General features: G+C 66.3%; 22 protein-coding genes. 12 read left to right on the forward strand and 10 right to left on the reverse strand.

Features of this window, described 5'->3' with window-relative positions; all coding sequences use genetic code 11:
* Positions 1–82: 82 nt before the first annotated feature.
* The 3 genes from E4K64_RS06965 to E4K64_RS06975 all read right to left on the reverse strand — a co-directional run bounded on the left by E4K64_RS06965 (position 83) and on the right by E4K64_RS06975 (position 3,681).
* Positions 83–1,651 (reverse strand): DUF4403 family protein, encoded by a 1,569-nt coding sequence (locus E4K64_RS06965; RefSeq protein WP_135162836.1) that lies wholly within the window; start codon positions 1,649–1,651, stop codon positions 83–85.
* A gap of 139 nt (positions 1,652–1,790) precedes the next feature.
* Positions 1,791–2,429: a Vgb family protein gene (locus tag E4K64_RS06970; protein ID WP_135162838.1), complete on the reverse strand. Its 639-nt coding sequence runs from the start codon at positions 2,427–2,429 to the stop codon at positions 1,791–1,793.
* A gap of 31 nt (positions 2,430–2,460) precedes the next feature.
* The gene (locus E4K64_RS06975; protein WP_135162840.1) at positions 2,461–3,681 is read right to left on the reverse strand and encodes a helix-turn-helix domain-containing protein; all 1,221 of its coding nucleotides are present in this window, start codon (positions 3,679–3,681) and stop codon (positions 2,461–2,463) included.
* 141 nt (positions 3,682–3,822) lie between these two features.
* On the opposite strand from E4K64_RS06975, the gene E4K64_RS06980 reads away from it, so the two are divergent.
* A complete protein-coding gene (locus E4K64_RS06980) occupies positions 3,823–4,614 on the forward strand; it encodes a DUF899 domain-containing protein (RefSeq protein ID WP_430642475.1) in 792 nt (263 codons plus the stop codon).
* On the forward strand, positions 4,607–4,873 hold the full coding sequence (locus tag E4K64_RS06985; RefSeq protein WP_135162843.1) for a hypothetical protein: 267 nt from the start codon (positions 4,607–4,609) through the stop codon (positions 4,871–4,873). The genes E4K64_RS06980 and E4K64_RS06985 overlap by 8 nt, the downstream gene beginning before the upstream one ends.
* Positions 4,874–5,044: 171 nt before the next feature.
* Here the strand turns inward: E4K64_RS06985 and E4K64_RS06990 are convergent, their stop codons facing one another.
* Together E4K64_RS06990 and E4K64_RS06995 are read right to left on the reverse strand one after the other, a co-directional pair.
* Positions 5,045–5,461 carry a c-type cytochrome gene (locus E4K64_RS06990; RefSeq protein WP_167771850.1) on the reverse strand — a complete coding sequence of 139 codons (417 nt, stop codon included), beginning with the start codon at positions 5,459–5,461 and terminating at the stop codon, positions 5,045–5,047.
* 111 nt (positions 5,462–5,572) lie between these two features.
* The gene (locus E4K64_RS06995; RefSeq protein ID WP_135162846.1) at positions 5,573–6,289 is read right to left on the reverse strand and encodes a L,D-transpeptidase; all 717 of its coding nucleotides are present in this window, start codon (positions 6,287–6,289) and stop codon (positions 5,573–5,575) included.
* A gap of 274 nt (positions 6,290–6,563) precedes the next feature.
* Between E4K64_RS06995 and E4K64_RS07000 the strand changes: the two genes are divergently transcribed.
* The 3 genes from E4K64_RS07000 to E4K64_RS07010 all read left to right on the forward strand — a co-directional run bounded on the left by E4K64_RS07000 (position 6,564) and on the right by E4K64_RS07010 (position 9,121).
* Positions 6,564–7,616 (forward strand): glycosyltransferase family 4 protein, encoded by a 1,053-nt coding sequence (locus E4K64_RS07000; RefSeq protein ID WP_167771851.1) that lies wholly within the window; start codon positions 6,564–6,566, stop codon positions 7,614–7,616.
* 33 nt (positions 7,617–7,649) lie between these two features.
* On the forward strand, positions 7,650–8,339 hold the full coding sequence (locus tag E4K64_RS07005) for a class I SAM-dependent methyltransferase (protein ID WP_126255240.1): 690 nt from the start codon (positions 7,650–7,652) through the stop codon (positions 8,337–8,339).
* A gap of 122 nt (positions 8,340–8,461) precedes the next feature.
* Entirely contained in the window at positions 8,462–9,121 is a 660-nt protein-coding gene (locus E4K64_RS07010) for a hypothetical protein (RefSeq protein ID WP_135162850.1), read from the forward strand.
* 143 nt (positions 9,122–9,264) lie between these two features.
* Here E4K64_RS07010 and E4K64_RS07015 read toward each other — a convergent pair whose 3' ends face one another.
* Positions 9,265–10,929: an aminotransferase class III-fold pyridoxal phosphate-dependent enzyme gene (locus E4K64_RS07015; RefSeq protein WP_135162852.1), complete on the reverse strand. Its 1,665-nt coding sequence runs from the start codon at positions 10,927–10,929 to the stop codon at positions 9,265–9,267.
* A gap of 35 nt (positions 10,930–10,964) precedes the next feature.
* Between E4K64_RS07015 and asd the strand changes: the two genes are divergently transcribed.
* Together asd and E4K64_RS07025 are read left to right on the forward strand one after the other, a co-directional pair.
* Complete coding sequence (asd, locus tag E4K64_RS07020; RefSeq protein WP_135162853.1) at positions 10,965–11,828, forward strand: archaetidylserine decarboxylase; 864 nt, start codon at positions 10,965–10,967, stop codon at positions 11,826–11,828.
* A 67-nt stretch (positions 11,829–11,895) separates the two neighbouring features.
* Positions 11,896–12,444 (forward strand): NUDIX hydrolase, encoded by a 549-nt coding sequence (locus E4K64_RS07025; RefSeq protein WP_135162854.1) that lies wholly within the window; start codon positions 11,896–11,898, stop codon positions 12,442–12,444.
* A 212-nt stretch (positions 12,445–12,656) separates the two neighbouring features.
* Here the strand turns inward: E4K64_RS07025 and E4K64_RS07030 are convergent, their stop codons facing one another.
* Together E4K64_RS07030 and E4K64_RS07035 are read right to left on the reverse strand one after the other, a co-directional pair.
* Entirely contained in the window at positions 12,657–14,075 is a 1,419-nt protein-coding gene (locus tag E4K64_RS07030; RefSeq protein WP_167771870.1) for a FecR family protein, read from the reverse strand.
* A gap of 313 nt (positions 14,076–14,388) precedes the next feature.
* Complete coding sequence (locus tag E4K64_RS07035) at positions 14,389–15,177, reverse strand: DUF2147 domain-containing protein (protein ID WP_135162857.1); 789 nt, start codon at positions 15,175–15,177, stop codon at positions 14,389–14,391.
* Between the two features lie 195 nt (positions 15,178–15,372).
* Between E4K64_RS07035 and E4K64_RS07040 the strand changes: the two genes are divergently transcribed.
* Positions 15,373–16,257 carry a DUF2147 domain-containing protein gene (locus tag E4K64_RS07040; protein ID WP_135162859.1) on the forward strand — a complete coding sequence of 295 codons (885 nt, stop codon included), beginning with the start codon at positions 15,373–15,375 and terminating at the stop codon, positions 16,255–16,257.
* A gap of 427 nt (positions 16,258–16,684) precedes the next feature.
* Entirely contained in the window at positions 16,685–17,890 is a 1,206-nt protein-coding gene (locus E4K64_RS07045) for an extensin-like domain-containing protein (protein WP_135162861.1), read from the forward strand.
* A gap of 82 nt (positions 17,891–17,972) precedes the next feature.
* On the opposite strand, the gene E4K64_RS07050 is transcribed toward E4K64_RS07045, so the two are convergent.
* Positions 17,973–18,317: a DUF6665 family protein gene (locus tag E4K64_RS07050; RefSeq protein ID WP_135162863.1), complete on the reverse strand. Its 345-nt coding sequence runs from the start codon at positions 18,315–18,317 to the stop codon at positions 17,973–17,975.
* 54 nt (positions 18,318–18,371) lie between these two features.
* Positions 18,372–19,007 (reverse strand): TetR/AcrR family transcriptional regulator, encoded by a 636-nt coding sequence (locus E4K64_RS07055; protein ID WP_135162865.1) that lies wholly within the window; start codon positions 19,005–19,007, stop codon positions 18,372–18,374.
* 194 nt (positions 19,008–19,201) lie between these two features.
* Here E4K64_RS07055 and E4K64_RS07060 point away from each other — a divergent pair, with 194 nt between their 5' ends.
* The 3 genes from E4K64_RS07060 to E4K64_RS07075 all read left to right on the forward strand — a co-directional run bounded on the left by E4K64_RS07060 (position 19,202) and on the right by E4K64_RS07075 (position 24,427).
* Positions 19,202–20,509: an HlyD family secretion protein gene (locus E4K64_RS07060; RefSeq protein WP_135162867.1), complete on the forward strand. Its 1,308-nt coding sequence runs from the start codon at positions 19,202–19,204 to the stop codon at positions 20,507–20,509.
* Between the two features lie 198 nt (positions 20,510–20,707).
* Positions 20,708–22,294 carry a DHA2 family efflux MFS transporter permease subunit gene (locus tag E4K64_RS07070; protein ID WP_135162870.1) on the forward strand — a complete coding sequence of 529 codons (1,587 nt, stop codon included), beginning with the start codon at positions 20,708–20,710 and terminating at the stop codon, positions 22,292–22,294.
* 336 nt (positions 22,295–22,630) lie between these two features.
* A complete protein-coding gene (locus E4K64_RS07075; RefSeq protein ID WP_167771852.1) occupies positions 22,631–24,427 on the forward strand; it encodes an ABC transporter ATP-binding protein in 1,797 nt (598 codons plus the stop codon).
* Positions 24,428–24,477: the final 50 nt, after the last annotated feature.

Consider the following 24,477-nt stretch of genomic DNA (forward strand, 5'->3'; position numbering starts at 1 on the left):
CCGCCCAAAGCGGGCGTCTCGAAGGATGGCTGCAGGGAAAAGCTCTCAAAATGCGATAGCCGTGAGAGCGAGTGAAAGCGCGCTACATCCCCGACAGCTTGCTCACATACACATTCAGCGAGCCGCCGGCTTCAGCGACCACGCGCAAGGTCTTGGAATCGAAGGCGATGTCGGCCAGCGTCAGGCTGTCGATCTTGGCATCGACCTTGAGGCCGTCCTCACTCTTCTGGTAATCGGCGATTGCGGCGGCGATCTTCTCGCGGGCGTTGGCGGCGATCGGCTTCAGGTCGAGTGTCGCCTTCTGCAGCAGCGCCTGCTGCATCTGCGGCACCACGGCGCGCGCCGCGGCGCCCAAGAGGCCGAATGCCGCCTCGGACTCCACCGCGAGCTGGATGTCGGTGAGCCGCAGCGTCTGTTGCGCCTGGTCGAGCACCGGGCGCCCCCAGATGTGCACGGTCGCTTCGGCGCCGAGGCCGAGCCAGCTCTTCTTCTCCTTGGCGCGCACCAGCAGCGAGATCAGCAGCCGGTCCCCCGACGGGATCACGTTGGCGCTCTTCACGGTGACGTCGACCGGGCCCGAGCCGTCCTCGGGATAGGTGCGGCCGACCATCTGCGCGGCGATCAGCTTGTTGATCTCGGTGAAGGGCACGTCGATCGGCACGCCGATGTTCACGCCGGTGCCGGTGGGCGGCACGATCGAGATCTTGTCGGGAAACGGACAGTTCGGCTTGGTCGGCGTCGAGGTGACGCGCGTCTCGGCTTCCAGGCCCAACAGCAGCGTCACGGCCTGCGCGTCGACGCGCGGCTGCGCGGCGATGGCGCGGATCGGTTTCATCTCCAGCCAGAGCGGCGGCAGCGCGGCCGAGGCGCCCGAACCCTGCAGCGGGATCGAGCGGCACGCCTTGGCCCATTGCAGCTTCGCATTCTCGCGCAGGCTCGGATCGTTGCGGATGCGCTCGGAGACGATGTTGATCTGCTCGCCGACATTCTTGTCGATCAGCGGCTTCACCTGCGCCGGCACGTTGACCTTGGCGCCGGAGACATTGAGGTTGGTGTCGCCGAGGTTGACCTGGGCGCCGAGATTTGGCTCGAGATGCCAATTGGCTGCGAGCTTCGGGCGCGAGGTGACGACCACGTTGCCCTTGATCTCCGCGCTGGCGTTCAAATTCTTGATGTTGACTGCGCCGATCCGTTTCGCGGCGTCACCGCCAAGCACGCTGCCGAGCGCGTCGCCGAGCGCGCCCGTGGCCTTCGCCGACAGCGAGCCCGTCACGTTCAGTTTGCCGGAGAGCGGCGTCGAGATCGTCAGCACGTCCTTGTCGCCGGCCGCGGCCATCGGCCCGCGCACGGCGGACCAGCCGATGTCGGCGTTCTCCAGGATCTGCGAGATCGGGTTGTCGGCTTTGCCGGCGAAATTGCGCGGCGCGGCCTTCTCGGCCTGCTCGCGGATCGCCGAGAGCGCGATGGCGACCGGCGCGATCACGATCGAGCTCTTGGCGGCGGGCGGCAACGGCGGCAATTGTGCGACCGGCGGGGCGGAATTCGTCGCGCGCGGCGACAGCAGGTCCATCGCCTTCAGGCTGATGAAGAAGGACGCCGCGAGCACGGCGATGCCGACCAGGATGGTCTTCAGATTCAACGAAAGTCGCATCAATCCCCCAAGCCGCCCCGGCCGGGATTCTACAGGGCGAGCGAGCAGGGCGCTAGAGCGCACCGGTGGGGTGGAATTGCGGCGAATGGGTTAACGGCTGAGAAGGCACCGTCGCCGCGCGGTCACGCAGGACGCAGGACTAGCTTTGCCGCGGGCGCCGGACCGCTCTCACCTTGCCGCTAGTGCCACCGCCGCAGAAGAAGCGGTCGCCGCCATCGGACTCCAAGCCTGACACGATCGTGCCGTCGGGCATGTCGAGTTGCTCGATCACTTTTCCCGTTTCGGGGTCGATCCGCCGCAAATCGCTGTCCTCGCCTTCCCAGGTGCCGTGCCAGAGCTCGCCATCGACCCAGGTGACGCCGGTGACGAAGCGCTTGCTCTCGATGGTGCGGAGAACCTTTCCGGTTTCCGGGTCGACCTGATGGATCTTGCGCTCGCGATATTGTCCGACCCAAAGCGAGCCCTCGGCCCAGGCAAGGCCGGAATCGCCGCCGCCGCCGGGGGCCGGGATGGTGCCGAGCACCTCGCCAGAGGCCGCATCGATCTTCTGGATGCGGTCCTCGGCGATCTGGAACAGGTATCTCCCGTCGAATGCCGTTCCCGCATGGGCGGCGACATCGATGGAGCGCGCGACCTTGCCGCTGGCCGGATCGACCGCGTTCAACTTGTCGCCGGATGCGAACCAGACATGGCTGCCGTCATAGGTGACCCCATGCACGGCCTCGACGCCCTCAAACGGCCCGTACTCCCTGATGATCTCGGCGGCTGAACGCTTCATCTGCTTTGCTCCCTGTGATGTGGTCCTAACGTTACGTCTTCAGGAGCGGCGTGGGGAGTAACAAGCCTGTCGGGAAACCCGGGACCGGCGGCGTCATCCAGCGCCGCGCCCGTCCGTGCCCGAAGCATTGCACCTTGTTCGCGCGCGCCAGCTCGTCGAGGGCCCGCTGCACTGTGCGTGGGCTCGTTCCCAGCGCCAGCGCGAGCGCCGAGCTCGACCACGGCTCGCCGTCGGAGAGGAGAGCGAGGACGGTGGCGTGCTTTTCATCCACCGGCCGCGCCAGCACGAGGATGTCGCGCGTCCTGCGCGGCGCCAGCGCAAATCCCTGCTTCGTCGCGTTCACGTCTGCGAGCGGTTTGAGCTTGGTGCGGAGCCGGCCGATCTCGACGCGCAACCGCGCGCGATGCGATTCATCAAGATGCTTGCCGCGAAACGCGGTTGCGATCAGCGTCTGGCGCGAGACATCCGCAGGCCACGCCTGGGCCAGGATGCGGGCGAGGGCAAACAGCACCGGCCGGGTGCCGAGCGGCACGACGGTGCCGCGCCTGCGAACCGAATGATGGAACGTGTCCACCACGAGCGCCTCGGATGCCGCCAGCTGCTCGACCTCCGCAAGCAGCAATGGCCGCTCCTCGCCGCGCGTGATCAGGCGCGCCGCCGGCGTGTCGAGCACGCGGCTCGCGCTTTCGACTTCGGCGGCGAGTGCGGGGATGGCGGCCTGCCGTGCTGCGCGGGCTGCCCGCGCGAGCGCTGCGCGCGCATCCTCCGATCGGAGCCGCCGGATGGCGATGCCGGCCAGCACGAGCTCGCGAACGACTTGTGAGGCAGGCGGGAGCGGGAAGGGGGCGAGACCGGCGAGCGTGCGCTCCGCCTCCTCGATATGTCCGAGCAGGAGAAGACGCCGCGCGGCGATGTGGCCGGCATGCGCCGCGTTGGCGAGATCGCCGTGCTTTTCGAGAGTCGCGCGCGCCGCGGCGAGTGTCTTGTCGGGCCAGCTCAGGTCGCGCGACACCAGCGCGATCTCGGCTTCGGCCACCACGCATCTTGCCCGCGCCACCGCCTCGCGCGGCCCGAACGCGCGCGCAGCGCTTCGCAGCAGCGACTTGGCCTTGGCGAGGTCGCCGAGCTGCGCCATCGCGATGCCGCGCAGCGCCAGCGACGGCGCGTCGTTGCGCAGCGCAACGCGGTTCAGGGCACCGAGCGGATCGCCCGCCTCCAACGCGCGCGCGGCGGCCGTGATCAGCGACTCCATTCAAATCCCGCCACACTTGTTACTCCCACCGCGCAACCGCGCGGTGCCAGAAATCGTTGTCGACGGCCAATGTGCGGTGGGGGGCGGGCGGTTCCGCAACACGCAGGCTGATCGCCCAAGCGAAGAATTTGGAGAGTCATGATGACATTAGCCCAGAACGAACCGAATAACGGACAGTCCGTGATGCAGACACCTCCGGTGGTGTCGCCGCAGGACTGGGAGGCCGCCCGTCAGCAACTGCTCGTGAAGGAGAAGGCGCATACCCGTGCCCGTGACGCCCTGGCCGCCGAGCGCCGGCGCATGCCGTGGATGGAAGTTTCCAAAACCTATGCGTTCGAGGGGCCCGGCGGCAAGCTCAGTCTCGTCGACCTGTTCCAGGGCCGGCGGCAGCTGATCGTCTACCGCGCGTTCTTCGAGCCCGGCGTGTTCGGCTGGCCCGATCACGCCTGCCGCGGCTGCTCCATGGTGGCCGACCAGGTCGCCCACGTCGCGCATCTGAATGCCCGCGACACCACGCTGGTGTTCGCCTCGCGCGCGCCGCAGGCCGATATCATCAGGCTGAAGCAACGGATGGGCTGGACCATGCCGTGGGTCACCATCACCGACAGTTTCGACGCCGATTTCGGCGTCGACGAATGGCACGGGACAAACGTGTTCTACCGCGACGGGACGCGCATCTTCCGCACCTATTTCGTCAAGAGCCGTGGCGACGAGCAGATGGGCGGCACCTGGAATTACCTCGACATCACGCCGCTCGGCCGTCAGGAGGTCTGGGAGGACTCGCCGAAGGGCTATCCGCAGACGCCGACCTACAAATGGTGGAACTGGCACGACAGCTACACGGAGGGCGCCGCGCCCGACAAGAAGTGGGTCGAGATCTCCGACGCCGGCGAGAAGGCGTTCCGCCAGGAGGCGGCGCAAGGACGTGACTAGCCCCGTCGGCGCAATGGCCGGCGCCGGCCGCAATGGCGTTGTGGCGGCACGCCACCTTGCCAGGTGGCTGTCCCTGGCGGCGACACCGACCTTCGCGATCATGGCCGTGCTGACGGCCATGGCCGGGGGTGGGCCGGCCGACATGTTGTGCGCCGCCGGGCAGGGATCGCTGCTCGGCGGCATGGTGCCGATGTATCTCTTGATGAGCGCGTTTCATTCGTCGGCGTGGCTGCGGTTGATGGCGGGACGGCGGGAATAGGCGGCGAGCCCTCGCGCCCGCCTCGTCCTTCGAGACGCCGCTGACGCGGCTCCTCAGGATGAGGCTCAATTCCTGCACTGCGAGCCACACACTCAACCCTCATCCTGAGGGCCCGCCGCAGGCGGGCGTCTCGAAGGATGCGCCGCAATCACCGGAAACCAAACTGGGCCGTCACTGCGAAGCCGCCTGGAGATACGCAACCACCTTTGCCGCTTCCTCTGCCGAGACGCCGCCATAGGGCTGCATCTTGTTGCCCGACACCACCTCGTCCGGCTTGACCATGAAGCGCGTCAGCTTGTCCTGGTCCCAGACGAAGCCGGCTTCCTTCATCGACGAGGAGTAGCTGTAGTCCGGCAGCGAGCCGGCTTTGCGGCCGACGATCTTGTTGAGGTTGGGGCCGAGGCGGTTGTCGTCTTCCTTCATGGAGTGGCAGGTGCGGCAGGAATTGTTGAAGGCCTGCTTGCCTGCCTGATCGCCCGCAGGCTGCTGCGCGAGCGAGGCGGGCGCGGACACGAGCAGCGCCAGTGTGGTGGCGCCGGCGATCGCGTGCAGCCACTGATACGGCAAGGATTGCAGGCGTGATTGCATTTGCGCCTCCATCAGGCACCCGCGCCGCAGCAAGCGCGCCGACATGCCGAGGGCAAACGAAAGCGGCCCCGGCGGGTTCCGGGGCCGTTTGCGTCACAATGTCCTGCCGGTTCAGCGCGTCGCGGTTCCGAGCTCGGCGCGGCGCTCCGTCATCGGCAGCACCACGACCTTGGTGCCGACGTTGACCCTGGAATAAAGGTCGGTGACGTCGTCATTGGTCATGCGGATGCAGCCGGACGAAACGCGCTTGCCGATGGTCTCGGGGGCATTGGTGCCGTGAATGCGGTAGATGGTGCCGCCGAGATACATGGCGCGCGCACCGAGCGGATTACCGGGGCCGCCGGCCATGTGGCGGGGCAGATAGGGCTGGCGGGCGATCATCTCCGGCGGCGGCGTCCAGGCGGGCCACTCGGCCTTGCGGGTCACCGACTGGATGCCGGACCAGGTGAAGCCGTCGCGGCCGACGCCGATGCCGTAGCGCAGCGCCTGGCCGTTGCCGAGCACGTAATAGAGATAGGTGTTCGGCGTATCGATGATGATGGTGCCCGGCGCTTCGCGCGTCGCGTAAGCGACGGTCTGGCGGCGGAAGCGGGCCGGCATCTCGACGGCGTCCTGATCCTCGGACGGCTCGGTCTGATAGGTCGGCGCCTGATAGGGCTGATAGGGCTGGAACGGCTGCGGCGCGGCCATCGGCGGCAGCGGCTGGAAGAAGGGGAAGATCTGCACTGGCGCCGCCTTGGCTGCACCTGCGAACGCGATGGCGGAGACCGCGACTGCGCCAATAGCAACGGCGCGCGAAAACGTCTTGAACGTGTCCGGATTGAACATGTGATCGCCCCTGTTTGCTCGGTGGTCTCGGCCACCGCGGCACCGTTGCGGTGCTCCGTTGCGAAGATCACTAACGGCAAAACGTTTCGGGACATTTGCGCGGAAAACCGAAAACGGTTTCACCGCGGCAAGAATTGTTTCATGACAGTTTCGTGGCCGCAGGCGCCCGTTAACGAACAAAACGACGGGCCGACACTTCTATGACGTCACACGCCTGAAATATCCTTCGTTGATGGTCGGAAACCGAGAATCATCAAACTCTCGGGATTTTCCCATGCGGGTATTAATTGCGACGGACGCCTGGCATCCGCAGGTCAACGGCGTGGTCCGGACGCTGACTTCGCTGGCGAATGCGGCCAAGGCCCTCGATGTCGAGATCGACTTCCTGACCCCGGACGGCTTTCCGTCCTGGCCGTTGCCGACCTATCCGGGCCTGCGCTTTGCGTTGCCTTCGGCGAAGGAGATCGTGCGGCGGATCGAGACCGCGGCGCCGGATGCCCTGCACATCGCGACCGAAGGCCCGATCGGCTGGGCGGCGCGGGCCTATTGCCGCCGCAACCGGCTCGCCTTCACCACCTCCTACACGACGCGCTTTCCGGAATACGTCGCGGTGCGGACCGGAATCCCCGCAAGCGTCGGCTATGCCGTGCTGCGCTATTTCCACGATGCCGCCGCCATGACCATGGTGGCGACGCCGTCGCTGCGGCAGGAGCTGTCCGAGCGCGGCTTCAAGCGGCTCGGCTTCTGGACCCGCGGCGTCAACACCGAGCTGTTTCATCCCGATTCTCCGGCCAGGCTCGATCTGCCCCGTCCGATCTTCATGACCATGGGCCGCGTCGCGGTGGAGAAGAATCTCGACGCGTTCCTCTCGCTCGACCTGCCCGGCACCAAGGTCGTCGTCGGCGGCGGCCCGCAGAAGGCGGCGCTCGAAAGAAAATATCCCGATGCCGTCTTCCTCGGCGAGAAGAAGGGGGGCGATCTCACCGCACATCTCGCCGCCGCCGACGTGTTCGTGTTTCCGAGCCTGACCGATACGTTCGGCGTGGTGCAGCTCGAAGCCCTCGCCTGCGGCACGCCGGTTGCGGCGTTTCCGGTCACGGGTCCGAAGGACGTCATCGCCGATCATCCGATCGGCGCGATCGACCACGATTTGCGCAGCGCCTGCCTGCGCGCGCTCACCATGTCGCGCGAGACCTGCCGCAACTTCGCGCTGGAGCGTTCCTGGGAGAACAGCGCGCGCCAGTTCGTCGGCAACCTGACCTCACTTCAGCCCAGCCGCGCCTTGCGCGCCTCGCCTCGCATGGCGCGGCGGCCGGTGCGCGGTTGAACTTTCGTTAGAACCACAGCGAGAACCTCATCGATGGCTAAGATCATGAACCTTGACGGCACCCAGCAGCTCGACCTCACCCGCGGCACGGTCGAGCAGGCCTATGACCGCTGGGCCCCGGTCTACGACCTCGTGTTCGGCGGCGTGTTCGCCAAGGGCCGGCAGGCCGCGATCGCGGCCACCAACAAGATCGGCGGTCGCGTGCTCGAGGTCGGCGTCGGCACCGGCATCTCGCTGCCGCTCTACGCGCCGCATTTGCGCGTCTTCGGCACCGACATTTCGGAAGCGATGCTCGACAAGGCGCGCCAGCGCGTCGCCGAGGGCAAGCTGAAGAATGTCGAGGGCCTCGCGGTGATGGACGCCGAGAAGCTCGAATTCCCCGACAATTCGTTCGACGTGGTGATGGCGCAATATGTCGTCACCGCGGTGCCGAACCCCGAAAAGGCGCTCGACGAATTCGCCCGCGTGCTGCGCCCGGGCGGCGAGCTCATCATCCTCACCCGCGTCAGCGCGGATGCCGGCATGCGCCGCTTCATCGAGCAGAAGCTGCAGCCGGTGGTGCGTCCGCTCGGCTTCCGCACCGCCGAGTTCGCCTGGTCGCGTTACACGAAATGGCTGGCCGGAGCTCACGGCATGGAGCTCGCCGAACGCCGCCTGATTCCGCCGCTCGGTCATTTTTCGCTGGTGCGCTTCCGCAAGGTCGACGTCGCCAAGGCGGCGTGACCTCGAGGCAAGTGTCGTGCGTCATCGCGCCGCTGCGTGCCATCACATGACAAGATGATGTTGTCACACGGCGTACATCGAATCCCTTTAACCCCGTAGCGGAAAGCATTTTGGGGAAGAGCATGATCAAGAATTATCTCGAGCAGCTGCGGATCCAGCGCTGGGACGACCATCGCTACTATCACCACAGCCGCATCAACCAGAGCCTGCACTTCGTCAGCGCGCTGAGCTTCCTGTTCGCCTATGTCTGGCTGTTTGTCGATCCCGTCGTCTCCGCGCTGGTCGGCTGGCTGGTCTCGATGACCTCGCGCCAGGCCGGCCACTTCTTCTTCGAGCCGCATACCTACGATCACGTCAACCAGGCGACGCACGAATACAAGGAAGAGATCAAGGTCGGCTACAACCTGCAGCGCAAGGTCGTGCTGATGGCGATCTGGGCGGCCTCGCCGCTGGTTCTGTTCCTCGATCCGACCCTGTTCGGCCTGTTCACGCCGTGGCAAGGCGCGACCGACTTCACGCGGCAGGTCGCCAAGATCTGGCTCGTGGTCGGCGGCGGCGGCCTGTTGTTCCGCACCGTGCACCTGTTCTTCATCCGCGACGTCGAGACCGGCCTCGTCTGGATGACCAAGATCCTGACCGATCCGTTCCACGATCTGATGCTGTATCACAAGGCTCCGCTGGCGCTGATGCGCGGCGAGCTGATGGATCCCGGCCTGCACCTCAACCCCGAGCACACGCTGGGCCTGATCGGCGAGCCCACGCTCGAAGAGCAGCACGCCTGATACGGCCCCTGCCCAGGTCGCGAATGTTTATGGTCTACGTCATGCCCGGGCTTGTCCCGGGCATCCACGTCTTGAAGCCATCGTGCGGAGACGCGTGGATGGCCGGGACAAGCCCGGCCATGACGGCTTCGGAGTATGAAGCCTCAGCGCCCGAAGCGCTTGGCCAGCATCTCTTTCAGAATCTGCCGCTTGATCTGCTTGTTGGTGAGCACGCCGTCGTGCCACCAGAAGCCGTCGGCATTCATCTTCGCGGCCGCGCGGACGAAGCGTTCGGCGACTTCGGCGAAGTCGGCGTCGGTGTAGTTCAGGTTGAAGATCAACCGGCCGGTGCCGACCCAGCTCAGCGCCAGACCTTCGGCACGCAGATAATATTGCAGCATCCAATTGTAGCGGGAGGGCGTCGTGTATTTCACCGTCCAGATCGAGGAGAAGTTGGCGAACCGCACCGGCAGGTCGGCGTCCTCCATCATCCGGTTGAGTTTCCCGCAGCGGCCGTTCCAGGTCTCGTCGAGGCCTTCATAGACCGCGCGGAAATTCGGGCTGGCGAGGCGGCTCAAGAACTCGTCCATCGCCGTCATGACATAGGGATGCGAGTTGAACGTGCCGCGGGCGAAGCAGATATCGGCGGGACGGTCGTCGCGGAAGCGGCGCATCAGCTCGCGCTTGCCGCAGACGACGCCGACCGGCAGGCCGCCGGCGAGACTCTTGCCGTAGGTCACCATGTCGGCCTTGACGCCGAAATATTCCTGGGCGCCGCCGGCGGCGAGACGGAAGCCGACGAAGACCTCGTCGAAGATCAGCACGATGCCGCGCTGGTCGCAGACCTCACGCAGCTTCTTCAGCCATTCGGTGTAAGCGGCGCGGTCGAAATTGCCGCCGCGGGAGGAATCGACCAGCGCGGAATCGCCGGGCGCGTTGGCGTTGGGGTGCAGGCCCTGCAGCGGATTGACCAGCACGCAGGCGATGTCGCGGCGCTTGCGCAGGACATGCAGCGTCTTCTCCGACATCTCGGCAAGCGTGTAGGTCTCGTGCGCGGGAATCGGGTTGCCGACGCCGGGCTGCACGTCGCCCCACCAGCCGTGATAGGCGCCGGCGAAACGAACCAGATGCGTGCGCTTGGTATGGTAGCGCGCCAGCCGCACCGCTTGCATGACCGCTTCGGTGCCGGACATGTGGAACGAGACCTCGTCGAGGCCCGAGATCCGGCAGAGCCGGGTCACGTTGTCGAGGATGACGGAATGGTAGGGGCCGAGCACCGGGCCGAGCGCATGCGCGCGCTTCTCGGCGCCCTCGATGCACTCCTTGTAGAAGTCGTTGCCGAAGATGTTGACGCCGTAGGACCCGGTGAGATCGTACGACGTGTTGCCGTCGACATCGGTGACGGTGACGCCGCTGGAGGATTCCACGAAGGTCGAGGTGCCCAGATGCTCGCGGACCAGGCGCGTGAACTGGAACGGCACGCGATAGCTCTCGGTGAAGTTCAGGTCGGAGATCTTGTCCGCCGCCTCCTTCGTCATCGCGCGGCCCTTCGGGTAGCGCTCGGCGTAGAGGGCGGCGAGACGGAAGAAGCCGTCCTTGCGCTGCGCGGCGATGTTCGCCGGCGCGCCGTCGCACGCGAAGTAGTCGTTCTCTCCGAACTCGTAGAACGGGAGCAGCTTTGCCACCCGCCGCGACATCTTGGAGTGTCCGGCGAGCGAGCGGTGCTTGGCGCGGGACAACTCGACCCGCGCCTTGATCTTCGGGAAGACGGCGGCAGCGGACGCTGCGGCGGCCACGGACATCGAGAGAATCGGGAGTGTCGTTTCCATGACAACAAGCGCTAATACTGTGAGCTGACAGATTCATGACAGTCAAAGCCCTTATCGCCTCTTTCACCCAGCAGGAAGACATCAACTTCCTGTTGACCAACCGCATCCCCCGCGCGGCACTGACCCGCTTCATGGGCTGGTTCTCCAAGATCGAGAATCCCTTCGTGCGGGACGTCTCGATCGCGCTGTGGAAGCTGTTCTCCGACCTCGATCTGTCGGAGGCGAAGAAGACCCATTTCAGGAGCCTGCATGATTGCTTCACGCGGGAGCTGAAGCCGGGCCTGCGGCCGTTCGATCCGGACCCTTCCATCGTCGCCAGCCCGTCGGACGGCATCGTCGGCGCGCATGGCAGGATCGCCGACACCGAGCTATTCCAGGTCAAGGGCGCGCCCTATTCGCTGCTCGACCTCGTCGGCGATTCCGCGCTGGTCGACCGGCACCGCAACGGCCGCTTCGTCACGCTGCGGCTGACCTCGAGCATGTATCACCGCTTCCATGCGCCCTATGATGCGCAGATCGAGGGCGTCACGCTGATCCATGGCGACGTCTGGAACGTCAACCCGATCGCCCTGAAGCGGGTCGAGCGGCTGTTCTGCAAGAACGAGCGCGCGGTGATCCGCACGCATCTTTCGACCGGCGAGGCCGTGACGCTGGTGCCGGTCGCAGCGATCCTGGTCGCGAGCATCCGGTTGCATTTCCTCGATAGGGTGCTGAACGCGCAGACGCGCGGCCCGGTCAATTTCCCCTGCGACGTCAAGGTGGCCAAGGGCGAGGAGCTCGGCTGGTTCGAGCACGGCTCGACCATCATCATCCTGGCGCCCGGCGATTTCACCTTCTGCGACGGTATCGCCGAGGGCACGCGCATCCGTGCCGGCCAGGCGCTGCTCAGAAGAAAGTAGCCTTCAATCCGCCGTCCCCGCCGCCTATATCGTCGGTGGGGACGATTCGACGACGACGGATTTGGTGATGGCGCGGGCGCCGGTGATGGCGGCGGGTGGTATCGTGCTGCGGCGTGGTTCGACGCCGCTGATCGCGGTCGTGCGCCAACGCAAGCGCAACGAATGGGTCCTGCCCAAGGGCAAGCTCGACGACGGCGAGACGCCGAAAGAGGCCGCGCATCGCGAGGTGCTGGAGGAGACCGGCCACGACGTCGCCGTGCACGAATTCCTCGGCACGCTCGCCTACCAGTCCGGCGGACGCTTGAAGGTCGTGCATTTCTGGCGCATGGAGGCCGAGGGCGGGCCGGTCCGCAAGCTGACGAATGACATCAAGGCGGTCGACTGGCTCTCGCTGGACGATGCGATCGGCCGGCTGTCGCGCGAATATGAACGCGCGTTCCTGACCCAGGCCGGCCCGATCGCGCTTGCCGCCGGGCTGGCGCCATCGCCGGCGCAATCGGCCGATGACATCGATGCGGCCTTGCAGACGCTGACACCCGCCGAAGCCGTCTCCGTCGAGGAGTTGCGGCACGGCCTGTTGCAAAAGGTGAAGGCCTGGCTGCGCGGCGAGGCGTGAAGTCTTGAGTCACGCCGCTTGCGAGTCTGGAGACATCCGCGAGTTGACGGACCTGTAAGAGCCTGAGCTCCTTCCACGGAGGATAGAGCGGCGTGCTTGACGTTGACCCTGTGAGGAGCGCATCGCGCGCGTCTCGAACCATGCGGCCCGACTGTGGCCTCGTCCTTCGAGACGCCTGCTTCGCAAGCTCCTCAGGGTGAGGGGCGGCACTGTCACCGCCGCTCCTTCTCCTTCGGGGCTGGCGCCGGTTTGCGCGGAGCTGCCGGGCGCTGTGCGGCCGGGAGGCGCTGCTGGAATCCGCCGGGGCGCTGCAAGCTTGGCGGTTGAGCCGCGGGCGGCTGGCCCGGTTGCATGCCGGTACGCGGCAGTTGCGGCTGTGTGTTCGGCGACTGCGGTGGCACGATTCCTCCGGGCTGAATTCGTCCACGGCGCGGCGGCTGGGTTTGCGGCGTGCCGCTGGGAGCCGTGTTCTGTTCCGTGCGCGGTGCACTTGGACGTCCGGCACCTTGCTGCTGACCGGGTTGCGGTTGACCCTGTTGCTGCTGGCCTCGCTGCGGCCCCTGGCCCGCACGTGGGTTCCCCGGCTGCACCGCGCCGCCTTGCCGCTGCGGCGGCTGGGCGCCTTGCCGGCCCGGCGCGCCCGGCTGCTGCTGACCTGGACGGTTGTCCTGGCCGTTCGGGCGCTGCGGCTGCTGTCCGGGCGCGGTCGTCGGTCGCAATTGCTGTTGCTGCGGCGGTTGCGCCGGCGGCGGGATGCGGCTGAGCGCGCCTGGATTGGCGCGGCGGAAGTCGCGCTGCTCGGTGACGATCTGGCGGCCGGTGGTCTGCGCCAGATGGACCTGGCTGACGAAGCCGCGGTCGCGCGCGATCTGCCGTGCGGGAATCGTGATCGGCACGGCGGCAAAGCGCATGCCGCCCGCGCCAGGCCGGATCGCAAAGCCGCTGGCGCCTTGCGTCAGCGCGCCGAGGCGCGTGCCGCTGGTGCGGTCGTCGACGTCGATGTGCCCGACGCGGCCGTCGGCGTCGGGATAGAGCTTGATGTTGACGTTGCGCGCGCCGCTCGCGGCCGCGCCTTCGGGCACCTCCACGACGCCGGTGGTGCCGCGGATGCCGAGCGTCGCCGTGGGCGTCGTGATCTTCATGTTGCCTGTCTTCGCCACTGCCGCCGCAACGAAGGCGACCGTGCCCCTGCCTATGTCGAAGATTCCGGAGTTCTGCCTGCCGCCGTCCTCATAGACGTAATTGTCGATCGTGATCTTGGAGCTGGCGGACAGATTGAACGTGGTCGCGTCGCTGAAGGTGATGCCGAGCGAGGAGTTCGACGAGGTCTGCACGACGTCGTTGAGATAGATGTCGTCGCGCACGCGCAAAGGATAGGAGTTCTTGTCGCGGATCACGGTCGCGATGCCCGTGACGGTCGCGACGTTGCCGATCGGCTCGACGGCGGTGGTTTGTGCGTCCGTAGCCGGCGTCGGGGAGGCCGAGGGCGTCGGGGCAGGTGCTGGCGCCGGTTGGCCTTGCGGCTGCGCCTGAGCAAGCTCGATTGCATCGGATGCATGCGCCATGCCGCCGCCCGCCAGCGGCAATGCCAGCAGCGCAAGCGCGAACACGAAGCGGCGCCAAGCCAGCATTGATGTCACGAGGAAGTCCCGGTGAGAACGCGAGGCGAGATCGGCCGATTTCAGCCGGGGGGACCTGAATGGCGGATGAACGTGTGCCGGACAACAAGCGCGCGCCTGTTGTAGCGTGCGCGATGCTAACGGGACTCGCTATCTCTCCAGTGTCATGGCGGGGCTTGACCCGGCCATCCACGTCTCGACGCGCGGCACCAAGAACGTGGATGCCCGGGCCTTCGCCTCGCCGAAGCGGCTTCGGCCGCGCAGGCGGGACAAGCCCGGGCATGACGAAGATAGCGCATGTGTCGGAGCTAACGCGCTCCGCGCGTCAGCTGACGCGCTTCCAGGTCTGGCCGCCGCAGAACATGCCGCCGAAGGCGCAGCCCTGCACGCGCATCGCATTCGGGCCCTTCATCGCGATGGTCGAGTCGTAGTTGCGGCCGGAATTGGGATCGTGGATGCGGCCGCTCCACTTCGAGCCCTCGGGCTTCATGTTGATCAGGATGCGCTCGTTGGTCTTCTCGGCATAGCCGCACAGATTGGCGCCGCACGGCTCGACGCGGACATTGCCCTTACCCTCTTCGGTCGCCCACACGCCGATCGGCGAGTTCGGTGCGGCCACAGGCGCGGCGGCCACCGGAGCCGGAGCGGGAGCAGCCGCCACCGGAGCGGGCGCAGTAACGGGAGCTGGCGCCGCGAGGGGCGCGGGCTGCGTCGTCGTATCGACGGACGGCGCGGCAGCAACGGTCGACGCGGGCGCGGCGGGGGCGACAATTGGTGCGGCCGGTGCGGTCGCCTGAACCGGCGCCTGCGGCAAGGGCTGCTGCTGCACCGGAGCCGGCGCGGGCTGCGCGGTCGTCGCCGGAGCCGGCGTGGTGTCGACGTCATCATCCTTGGAGCCGCCGAGGCCCTTGAGGTTGATGTTGTTCAGCTTGATCGGCTTGTCCGACAGGCCCGGTGCGACGATGGTCACGCAGTTGAGCGAGGCGCAGTTGCGCGGCGTCTCGATCCGGATGTGTTGGCCCTCGATCTGGAACGAGATCGTATTGCCACCGGCATGGGCAGCGGCGGTCGAGGCCAGGAAGAGCGCGGTGGCGGCGACGGTGAGCTTGTTCATGACAACCTCCGAAAATGGCGCGGTCCCGATATGGACTGAAGTCGCCGGTGGATGAAGCGTGGTTCGACCCTATGCCGGACCGGCCCGGTGTTCTGTGACGGGGGTCACAACGGCGGCGCGCCCTTTGGGTGAGGCAGCGCACATTCAGCCGCAATTCCTCTGCGTAAGGTCGTCGCGACATTGAGGGAGAGGGCGATGCAACGGCTTGCGACTTCGCTTGGCACATTGATCGCGCTGATGGCGATCGCGCCGGCGGCCGAGGCCGGTTCCTATTCCATCTCGATTGGCGGCCATCGCTTCCATGTCGAGGCGCCCAGAACGTGCCGATCCACATCCTGCGTGTCGATCTCGTCCAATCGCAGCTTTCGGCCGGTGGAAGACGCCGCGACGAGACCGGTCCCGCCGCCGGCGCCAATTGTCCAGACGCCGCCGGTCGCTCCGGCCATCTCGGTTCGGCCGCCGCCGGCGACCGTGGTCGCGCCGCCGCCGGCTGCTCCAGCCCCGACGCTGGCCGCCACGACATCGCAGCCCGTCGTGCCGCCGCAGACACTCAGACCGGAGCTGCCAAGAGCTGAGGCGCCGGATTCCAATCCGCCGCGCGCTGAGGTGCCGCGCGTCGATCTGCAGAAATCCGTGACGCTCGATCCGCCGCGCATGGAGCCGCCGCCTGTCCCGAGCCCCGAGATCAAGCAGACCGTGGCGGTCGCACAGCGCAACGACGGCGAGCAGGCCCATACGCCGCTCGGCGAATGGGAGAGCAACGGCGCCAAGGGCACGGTCCGCATCGAGCGCTGCGGGCCCGGGCTGTGCGGTTACGCGCTGACCGAGGCCTCGAACCGGGGCGAGAGCGTGCTCGTCAACATGAAGCCGAAATCGCACGAGGTCTGGACCGGCAGCATCTACAGCCGCTCCAGCGGCAACACCTATTACGCGACGATGACCCTGAAGAGCTCCGGCAGGCTGCACGTCGAGGCCTGTGCGCTCTGGCGTTTCTGGTGCTCCGGCAACGACTGGACGCGGGTCGAGGCGCCGCGCGAGCAACTGATCACGACCTCGCGGCAATTGAGTGCACGGTCGTAGCGTCGCGCCGGATTGTCTCTTTCATCTTCTTGCAGGGCGAGGGGTCTGTCAGCGAACGCCGGCGCGCGAGGATAGAACCCCTCATCCGACGCTTCGCGCCACCTCCTCCAAGGGGAGAAGGGGAAGCCGCCTTCGATGCGCTTGATGAGCTGCTAGATCATGCCGAGCACGATGGCGCCGACGAAGGCCATGGCGAGGTAGGCGGTGACTACGCTCAGTTTCCCGGCGAACGTCATGAGGTCGCTCCCTCTACGCGCGCCAGTCTGCGCGCGAGCATCATGGTTAACAGAGAGTCTCGTCTCAATAAAGTCAGCCCTGCTGTCGCTCGGTTCCTGCCGGGTGGCGGCGCGGACGAGCCCGCATGGTTAAAGAACACTGAAATCAACGTGTTGAAGAGTCTTTAAGTAAATTCACCGAACGTGCGTGCATGACGCGCGGAGTTCGTTTGTATCTCGTCGGCTCCATCGTCCTTGTTTCGCTAGCGGGTTGCGGACGCGGCTTCTTCCAGGCCGAACGTGAACCGTGGCGGGCCGAGGCGGAAGCCGCATGCCTGAAATCGGGCGCGGTGAAGGAGGGGCCGGATCTCGTCCGCATCGACCCGATTTCCGGGCCCGGCATGTGCGGCGCCGAGTTTCCGCTGAAGGTCGCGGCCATCGGCGAAGCCTCGGGCAGCTACGGCTTTGCCGACGAGGAGCTGCGCCCGCCCGGCAGCATCGGCGGCCAGCCGCGTTGGCCGGTGGCGCAGCCGCGGTCGAATTATCCGCAGAGCCAGAATTACCCGGCGTCGTCCATTCCGCAACGGCCGAACTATCCCGAAAGCGCGGTGCGCCAACCCGCCGGCTACGGTGCTTCGTCCGGGCCGATGTCGCTGAACGCACCGGGCGTGGCGGCGCAGGAGGACGAGATCGACCTGCCGCCCGATGGCACCGATGCCGAGGGCGCGGCGCGCTACATGAATGCGCCGAGCTATCCGGCCCGGCCGGCGCCTTACTCGCAGGCGCCTGCGCAGCAACCGCTGCCGCGCCTCGGCCCCGCCCAGGGCAATTCCGTCACGGCCGTCGGTCCGGTCGCGATCAAGCCGACCGCGACGCTGGCCTGCCCGATCGTGTCCGAGCTCGATCGCTGGCTCGCCGACACCGTGCAGCCTTCGGCGATGCGCTGGTTCGGCGTCCGGGTCGCCGAGATCAAGCAGATCTCCGCCTATTCCTGCCGCGGCATGAACGGCAATTCGCGTGCTCACATCTCCGAACACGCCTTCGGCAACGCGCTCGACATCTCCGCCTTCGTGCTCGCCGACGGACGCCGCGTCACCATCAAGGACGGCTGGCGCGGCATGCCGGAGGAACAGGGTTTCCTGCGCGACGTGCAATCGGGAGCCTGCGCGCATTTCACGACCGTTCTGGCGCCGGGGTCGAACGTCTATCACTACGATCACATCCACGTCGATCTGATGCGCCGTGCCAGTCGCCGCCTGATCTGCCAGCCCGCCGCCGCGTCCGGCGAGGAGGTCGCCGCGCGCGCGCAGTCGCGCAGACCCTATGCGAGTGCGCGCGAGCTATCGGTGACCGGTTCACTGGGGGCGCGCAGGAGCATGGCGCGCAAGCACGAGGAAGACGAGTACATCGACGAGTAGTGGCGCGTTTCACCCGTGGCCCGGATGGAGCGAAGCGCAGTCCGGGAAAATTGTTGCCGCATTCCGCTTCGCTCCGTGCAGGCTACGATCTACGAGGCCGGCTTGACGGTGCGGGGGCCAGCCCCATGCAGCGCTGCACCTCGCCCGGGACGTTGTAGGTGCGCATGATATGGCGACTGTCGCGCAAGCCGGACGCCTCACGTTGGACGACGAACATCCAAAGCGCGTGGCCAGCTTCCATCACCAGCTTGCGCCTGGCCGGTTGCATTGAGGCCGGAACCTCCGAGGGTGCGTGAGCAGCGTCGAATTCGCGCAAACGCGCGAGACTCTGTTCGAGTGCGCGGCCCATCCGTCCGAGCGCCGAGGCCTGTTCCTGGACGATCTCATAATGGAGGATATCGACCGGCGGGCGAAGATCACGAGACATGACCGCAATATAATGCTGCCGGACCGGCCTGCGCAACGCGCGGCCCGCTGGCCGTCACGTCGCCTTATAGGCCGCCAGGAACATCCGCGTCGCGCTGCCGACCACCTCGCTCATGCGCTGTTCCGACGGTGCGGGGGCGGCCTGGAACACGAAGGGCAGGAAGAGCGAGGCCTTGCAAAGCTCCATGAACTGGGAGGCGGCAAGATCGCAATCGTCGATCCTGAGATCGCCCGAGGCGACGCGGGCGTTGAGATAACCGGAAAGGCGGTTGATGCTCTTGTCCAGCACGCGCGCATAGTAGCGGCGGCCGACATCGGGCATGCGCTCGGCGATCGCCATCACGGTACGGATCGCCGATCCGCCACCGGGCCGACAGACCAGATGAAGATAGGCGAGGCCGAATTCCTTCAGCGTGGTCTCGGCATCGCGCGCGGGATCGAAATTGAACACGACCTGGCCGTGCTGCAGCGCCTCCTGCTCGAGGATGGCCTCGAACAGCGCGGTTTTGTCGGCGAAGTAAACGTAGAGCGTGCCCTTGGAGACCTGCGCCGCGCGCGCGATCTCGCCCATGCTGGCGCCGTCGAAGCCGAGATTCATGAACACCTTGCGGGCACCGTCCAGGATCTGACGACGTTTGGAGCCGTCCTCCTCCTGGATGACGTGCAGATGGTCGCGGTCGGCTACAACCATTGGTTTAGGGTCTCGGAAGTTTTCTGGACAAGGTGCTGAACGGTGAGATGCAAATAAGGATTCGGACCAGTAGGGTCCTACTCGGAACTATTATATAGATTGACCGAACCGTTCGGTCAATGATATTTGAGATCAGCGACAGGAAATGGGGCTTCGGGCCGGCCGTCCTCGATCGCCTTTTTTGGGAGGCCTTGATGGCGGCATCGAGAGACCAGGCTGCGCGAGTCCTTCGCCAGGAAGCGGCGGAGCACGCCGCCGGTAACGCTGCGATCGAGAACTCTGCTCCGCTTGCCGAGCAACTGCGCGATCAAAAGGCCGAGGAGGCCAAGCGCCGCCCCGCCGAGGCGCCGGAGAAGCCCGTGGCCGACAAGCCGGCCGCACCTGCACCGGACGCACCCGTTGCCGGTTCTCCCAAATCCGGCAAGCGCAAATTCGTCCTGATGGGCGTCGGTCTGGCGCTCGCGCTCGCCGCCGCGAGCTACGCCGGCTATTACACGCTGGTCGGCCGCTTCTACGTCTCCACCGATGACGCCTATGTCCGCGCCAACAACACCATGCTGGGCGCGCGCGTCTCCGGACACGTCGCCGCGATCCTCGCCGGCGACAACACGCCGGTACGCGCCGGCGACGTCGTCCTGCGCATCGACGACGGCGACTACAAGATCGCGGTCGATGCGGCAGCAACGAAGATCGCGACCCAGCAGGCCACCATCGATCGCATCGGCCGCCAGGTCGCCGCGCTCGACAGCCAGGTCGCGCAGGCCAAGGCCCAGCTCGTCTCGGCCGAAGCGGGCCTCAAACGCGCCGATCTCGATTACGAGCGCCAGCAGGCGCTGAGCACCAAGGGGTTTGCCTCGCGTGCAGTGTTCGAGAGCTCGGAAGCCGGACGCGACCAGGGGGCCGCCGCGGTCAAGGCCGCGCAGGCGGCCTACGACGTTGCCGTCAGCAATGTCGATGTCGCCAAGGCGCAGCAGGCCGAAGCGCAGGCCCAGCTCGCCGAGCTCAAGACCACGCTCGCCAAGGCGGAGCGCGATCTCAGCTTCACGGCGGTGCGTGCGCCGGTCAACGGCACGTTCTCCAATCGCCTGGTCAACACCGGCGACTTCGTCGCGGTCGGTCAGCGCCTCGGCAACATCGTGCCGCTGGACGACGTCTATATCGACGCCAATTTCAAGGAAACGCAGCTCAAGCGCATCCGTCCCGGCCAGCCGGTGACGATCAAGGTCGACGCCTACGGCATGCGCAAGTTCTCCGGCGTGGTCGACAGCATCGCGGCGGGCGCGGGCTCGGTGTTCACGCTGCTGCCGCCCGACAACGCCACCGGCAACTTCACCAAGATCGTGCAGCGCGTGCCGGTCCGCATCCGCGTGCCGAAGTCGGTAGCCAAGCAGAACCTGCTCCGTGCCGGCATGTCGGTCTATGCCACCGTCGACACCAACAAGGGCGCGGCCGACGCCGACAGCGAGGTCGATCTCGACGATCCCGCGGTCCATCCGCAGTAGGCGCGGCTGCGATGACGCCAGCCCCGAGCGATGCCGCGCTCCCTCTCCCGCTTGCGGGAGAGGGCTGGGGAGAGGGTGCTTCCGCAATGGGACAGTCCCCAAGCGGAGAGAACCCTCACCCGGTGCTGCGCGCCGACCTCTCCCGCAGGCGGGAGAGGTGCACCGACCCCGCGGCTGGCAGGATTCCGAGCTGACACGATGGCAGACTCCACCACCGCTTCACCTGCCATGATGGCGGACCCGGCGTCGGAGCGCATCGCGCCGAAGCGGCTGTTCGCCTTCATCATCATGGTGTTCGGGATGTTCATGTCGATCCTGGACATCCAGATCGTCTCGGCGTCCCTCAGCGAGATCCAGGCCGGCCTGTCGGCAAGCTCCAGCGAGGTCTCATGGGTCCAGACCGCCTATCTGATCGCCGAGGTGATCGCGATTCCGTTGTCGGGATTCCTGTCGCGCGCCTTCGGCACGCGGCTGTTGTTCGCGATCTCGGCGGCCGGCTTCACCGCCTCGAGCCTGCTCTGTGGCTTTGCCACCACCATCGAGGAGATGATCCTTTGGCGCGCGCTGCAAGGATTCCTGGGCGCCGGCATGATCCCGACGGTGTTCGCATCGGCCTATACCGTCTTCCCGCGATCGAAATTCCACATCGTCGGCCCCATCATCGGGCTGGTCGCGACCCTCGCACCCACGATCGGACCGACGGTCGGCGGCTACATCACCGACCTGATGTCGTGGAACTGGCTGTTCTTCATCAACGTCGTGCCCGGCATCGGCATCACCGTCGGCGTGCTGGCGCTGGTCGATTTCGACGAGCCGCATTTCGAGCTGCTCGACCGCTTCGACTGGTGGGGCCTCTTGTTCATGGCCGGCTTCCTCGGCACGCTGGAATACGTGCTGGAGGAAGGCCCGCAATATGAATGGATGCAGGACACTTCGGTGGCGATCTGCGCCTGGATCTGCGGGCTCTCGGCGATCGCCTTCTTCTGGCGCGTCTTCACCGCGGCCGAGCCGATCGTCAATTTGCGCACCTTCACCGACCGCAATTTCGCTGTCGGCTGTACGCTGCAGTTCTGCATCGGCATCGGGCTCTATGGCCTGACCTACATCTATCCGCGCTATCTCGCCGAGGTGCGCGGCTACAGCGCGCTGATGATCGGCGACACCATGTTCGTCTCCGGCATCACCATGTTCCTGGTCGCGCCGCTGGTCGGCCGGCTCATGGCGAAAGTCGACATGCGCTACATGATTGCGTTCGGCCTCGTCGTGTTCGCGCTCGGCTCCTACCAGATGACCTGGATGACGCGGGACTACGATTTCTATGAACTGCTGGTGCCGCAGATCCTGCGCGGCGTCGGCATGATGTTCGCAATGGTCCCGACCAACAACGTTGCGCTCGGCACCCTGCCACCCGACAAGGTGAAGAACGCGAGCGGCGTGTTCAACCTGATGCGCAATCTCGGCGGCGCGCTCGGCCTCGCCGTCATCAACACCGTGCTCAACGACCGCACCGACCTTCACATCAGCCGCCTGCAGGAGCGCGTGACCTGGGGCAACGCGACCGCCACCGAAACCCTGAGCATGTTCATGCAGAAGTTTCAGGGGCTTGGCGATTCCACGCTGATGGCGATGAAGCAGCTTTCCCAGCTGGTTCATCGCCAGGCCGTGGTGATGAGCTTCGGCGATGCCTTCTTCATCCTGACGCTGTTCTATCTCGCTCTCAGCTTGCTGGTGATGCTGCTGAAGAGGCCGCCGTCGCCGTTCGGTGCCGGGGGCGATGCGCACTAATTTGCAACACTCGTCCGTGATCTCGCACCGGCCCCGTTGCAAAGCGCGAGCGACACATCTATAAAGCGCACCTCATTCAATCGAACCGGGAGGGATTTGCATGATTTCGTCGCATTCGCAGATCGTACGCCCGCGCTCGATGATGATCTGGTTCGGTATGTACGCGGCCTGCTAGAGGCCTCTTCCGCCAGCTTCGATTGGGCCAAGGTTTCGACCTGGCGTCCCGATCGCTCCGCTTCCCAAGTCAAAGTCAGTTTTGAGTGACGCCGTTTCGGCCCTCGCGGCCGGCCTGTGTCCATCGATGGAGCCGGCCCGCGCGTGCGGCCGGATGATGTCATGACCGCTCTGTCCAAGAGACCCGCCGCCATTCGGGTGGTGCTGCCCTTCGTATTCCGGCACTGGCTGAAGCAGCCGGGGCGCGGCCTGATCGTGGCCGGCGGCCTCCTCGGTGCGACCGTCGCCGATCTGTTCATGCCGGTGTTCTCGGGACACTTGGTCGATGCGCTGACGCGCGGCCCGTCGGATCCCGAGGCGCGCCACGCGGCGCTGGTGGCATTCGGCGCCATCGTGGCGCTGGGCGCGGCTTCGATGGTGCTGCGGCTCGTCGGCCTGCAGGCGATCGTGCCGTTCACGCTGAAGATCATGTCCGACGTCGCGCAGGACGCGTTCACGCGCGTACAGCGATTCTCGACCGACTGGCACGCGAACTCCTTTGCAGGCTCCACGGTGCGCAAGATCACCCGTGGCATGTGGGCGCTCGACCTGCTCAACGACACCATCCTGATGGCGCTGGCGCCCTCGCTTCTGGTGCTGGTCGGCTCGATGATCCTGCTCGGCTTGCATTGGGCCTCGCTTGGCCTGGTGATCGCGATCGGGGCGATCCTCTACGTCATCACGACGGTGGTGTTCTCGACGCGTTACATCGCGCCGGCCGCACGCGTCTCCAATGCCTGGGACACCAAGGTCGGCGGCACGCTGGCGGACGCGCTGACCTGCAACGCGGTGGTGAAATCCTTCGGCGCCGAAATGCGCGAAGAGGCGCGGCTCGCCCGCGTCATCAACCGCTGGCGGGTGCGCGTGCGGCGGACCTGGTATCGCTACAACTACACGTCCATGGCGCAGCTCTCGCTGCTGTTATGCTTGCGGGGGTCCGTGATCGGCGGCTCGGTACTGCTGTGGATGTCTGGGCATGCCTCGCCCGGCGACGTCACCTATGTGCTGACGAGCTATTACGTCATCCATGCCTATCTGCGGGACGTCGGCATGCACATCAACAACCTCCAGCGCTCGGTCAACGACATGGATGAGTTGGTGGCGATCCATGACGAGCCGATCGGGATTGCGGATGCGTCCGATGCGCGGCCGATCGCGATCGAGGGCGGCGAGATCGTGTTCGACGACGTCACGTTCCACTATGGCGGCCACCGTGCGCCGCTGTACGACGGCTTGTCGGTCAGGATCCGCGCCGGCGAACGCGTCGGCCTGGTCGGCCGCTCCGGCTCCGGCAAGACCACCTTCGTCAAGCTGGTGCAGCGGCTCTACGACGTCAGCGGTGGCCGCGTGCTGATCGACGGGCAGGACATCGCGCGCGCCACGCAGCAATCGCTGCGCAGCCAGATCGCCATCGTGCAGCAGGAGCCGATCCTGTTCCACCGCACGCTTGCGGAGAACATCGCGTATGGCCGGCCCGGTGCCAGCCTGGAGGCAATCGAGCAGGCGGCGCGGCTGGCGAACGCGCACGACTTCATCCTGCGCCTGCCAAAGGGCTACGGCACGCTGGTCGGCGAGCGCGGGGTGAAACTGTCGGGCGGCGAGCGGCAGCGCGTGGCGCTGGCGCGTGCGTTCCTGGCGGACGCGCCGGTGCTGATCCTGGACGAGGCGACGTCGAGCCTCGATTCGGAATCGGAGGCGCTGATCCAGCAGGCGATGGAGCGGTTGATGAAGGGCCGCACCTCGATCGTGATTGCGCACCGGCTGTCGACGGTGAGGAGCCTCGACCGCATTCTGGTGTTCGACCGAGGCGAGATCGTCGAGCAAGGCACGCATGCGATGCTCGCAGCCAAGCAAGACGGCGTCTATCGCGGCCTGTTCGAGCGACAGGTCGTGGAGCTCGGACAGATCGCAGCGGAGTGAGGCGCGCGGCGACGGGGCGAAGGTCCCGACGTCGCGCCGCCATAGGTGAA

The sequence above is a fragment of the Bradyrhizobium frederickii genome (assembly GCF_004570865.1).
GTDB classification, from domain to species: domain Bacteria; phylum Pseudomonadota; class Alphaproteobacteria; order Rhizobiales; family Xanthobacteraceae; genus Bradyrhizobium; species Bradyrhizobium frederickii.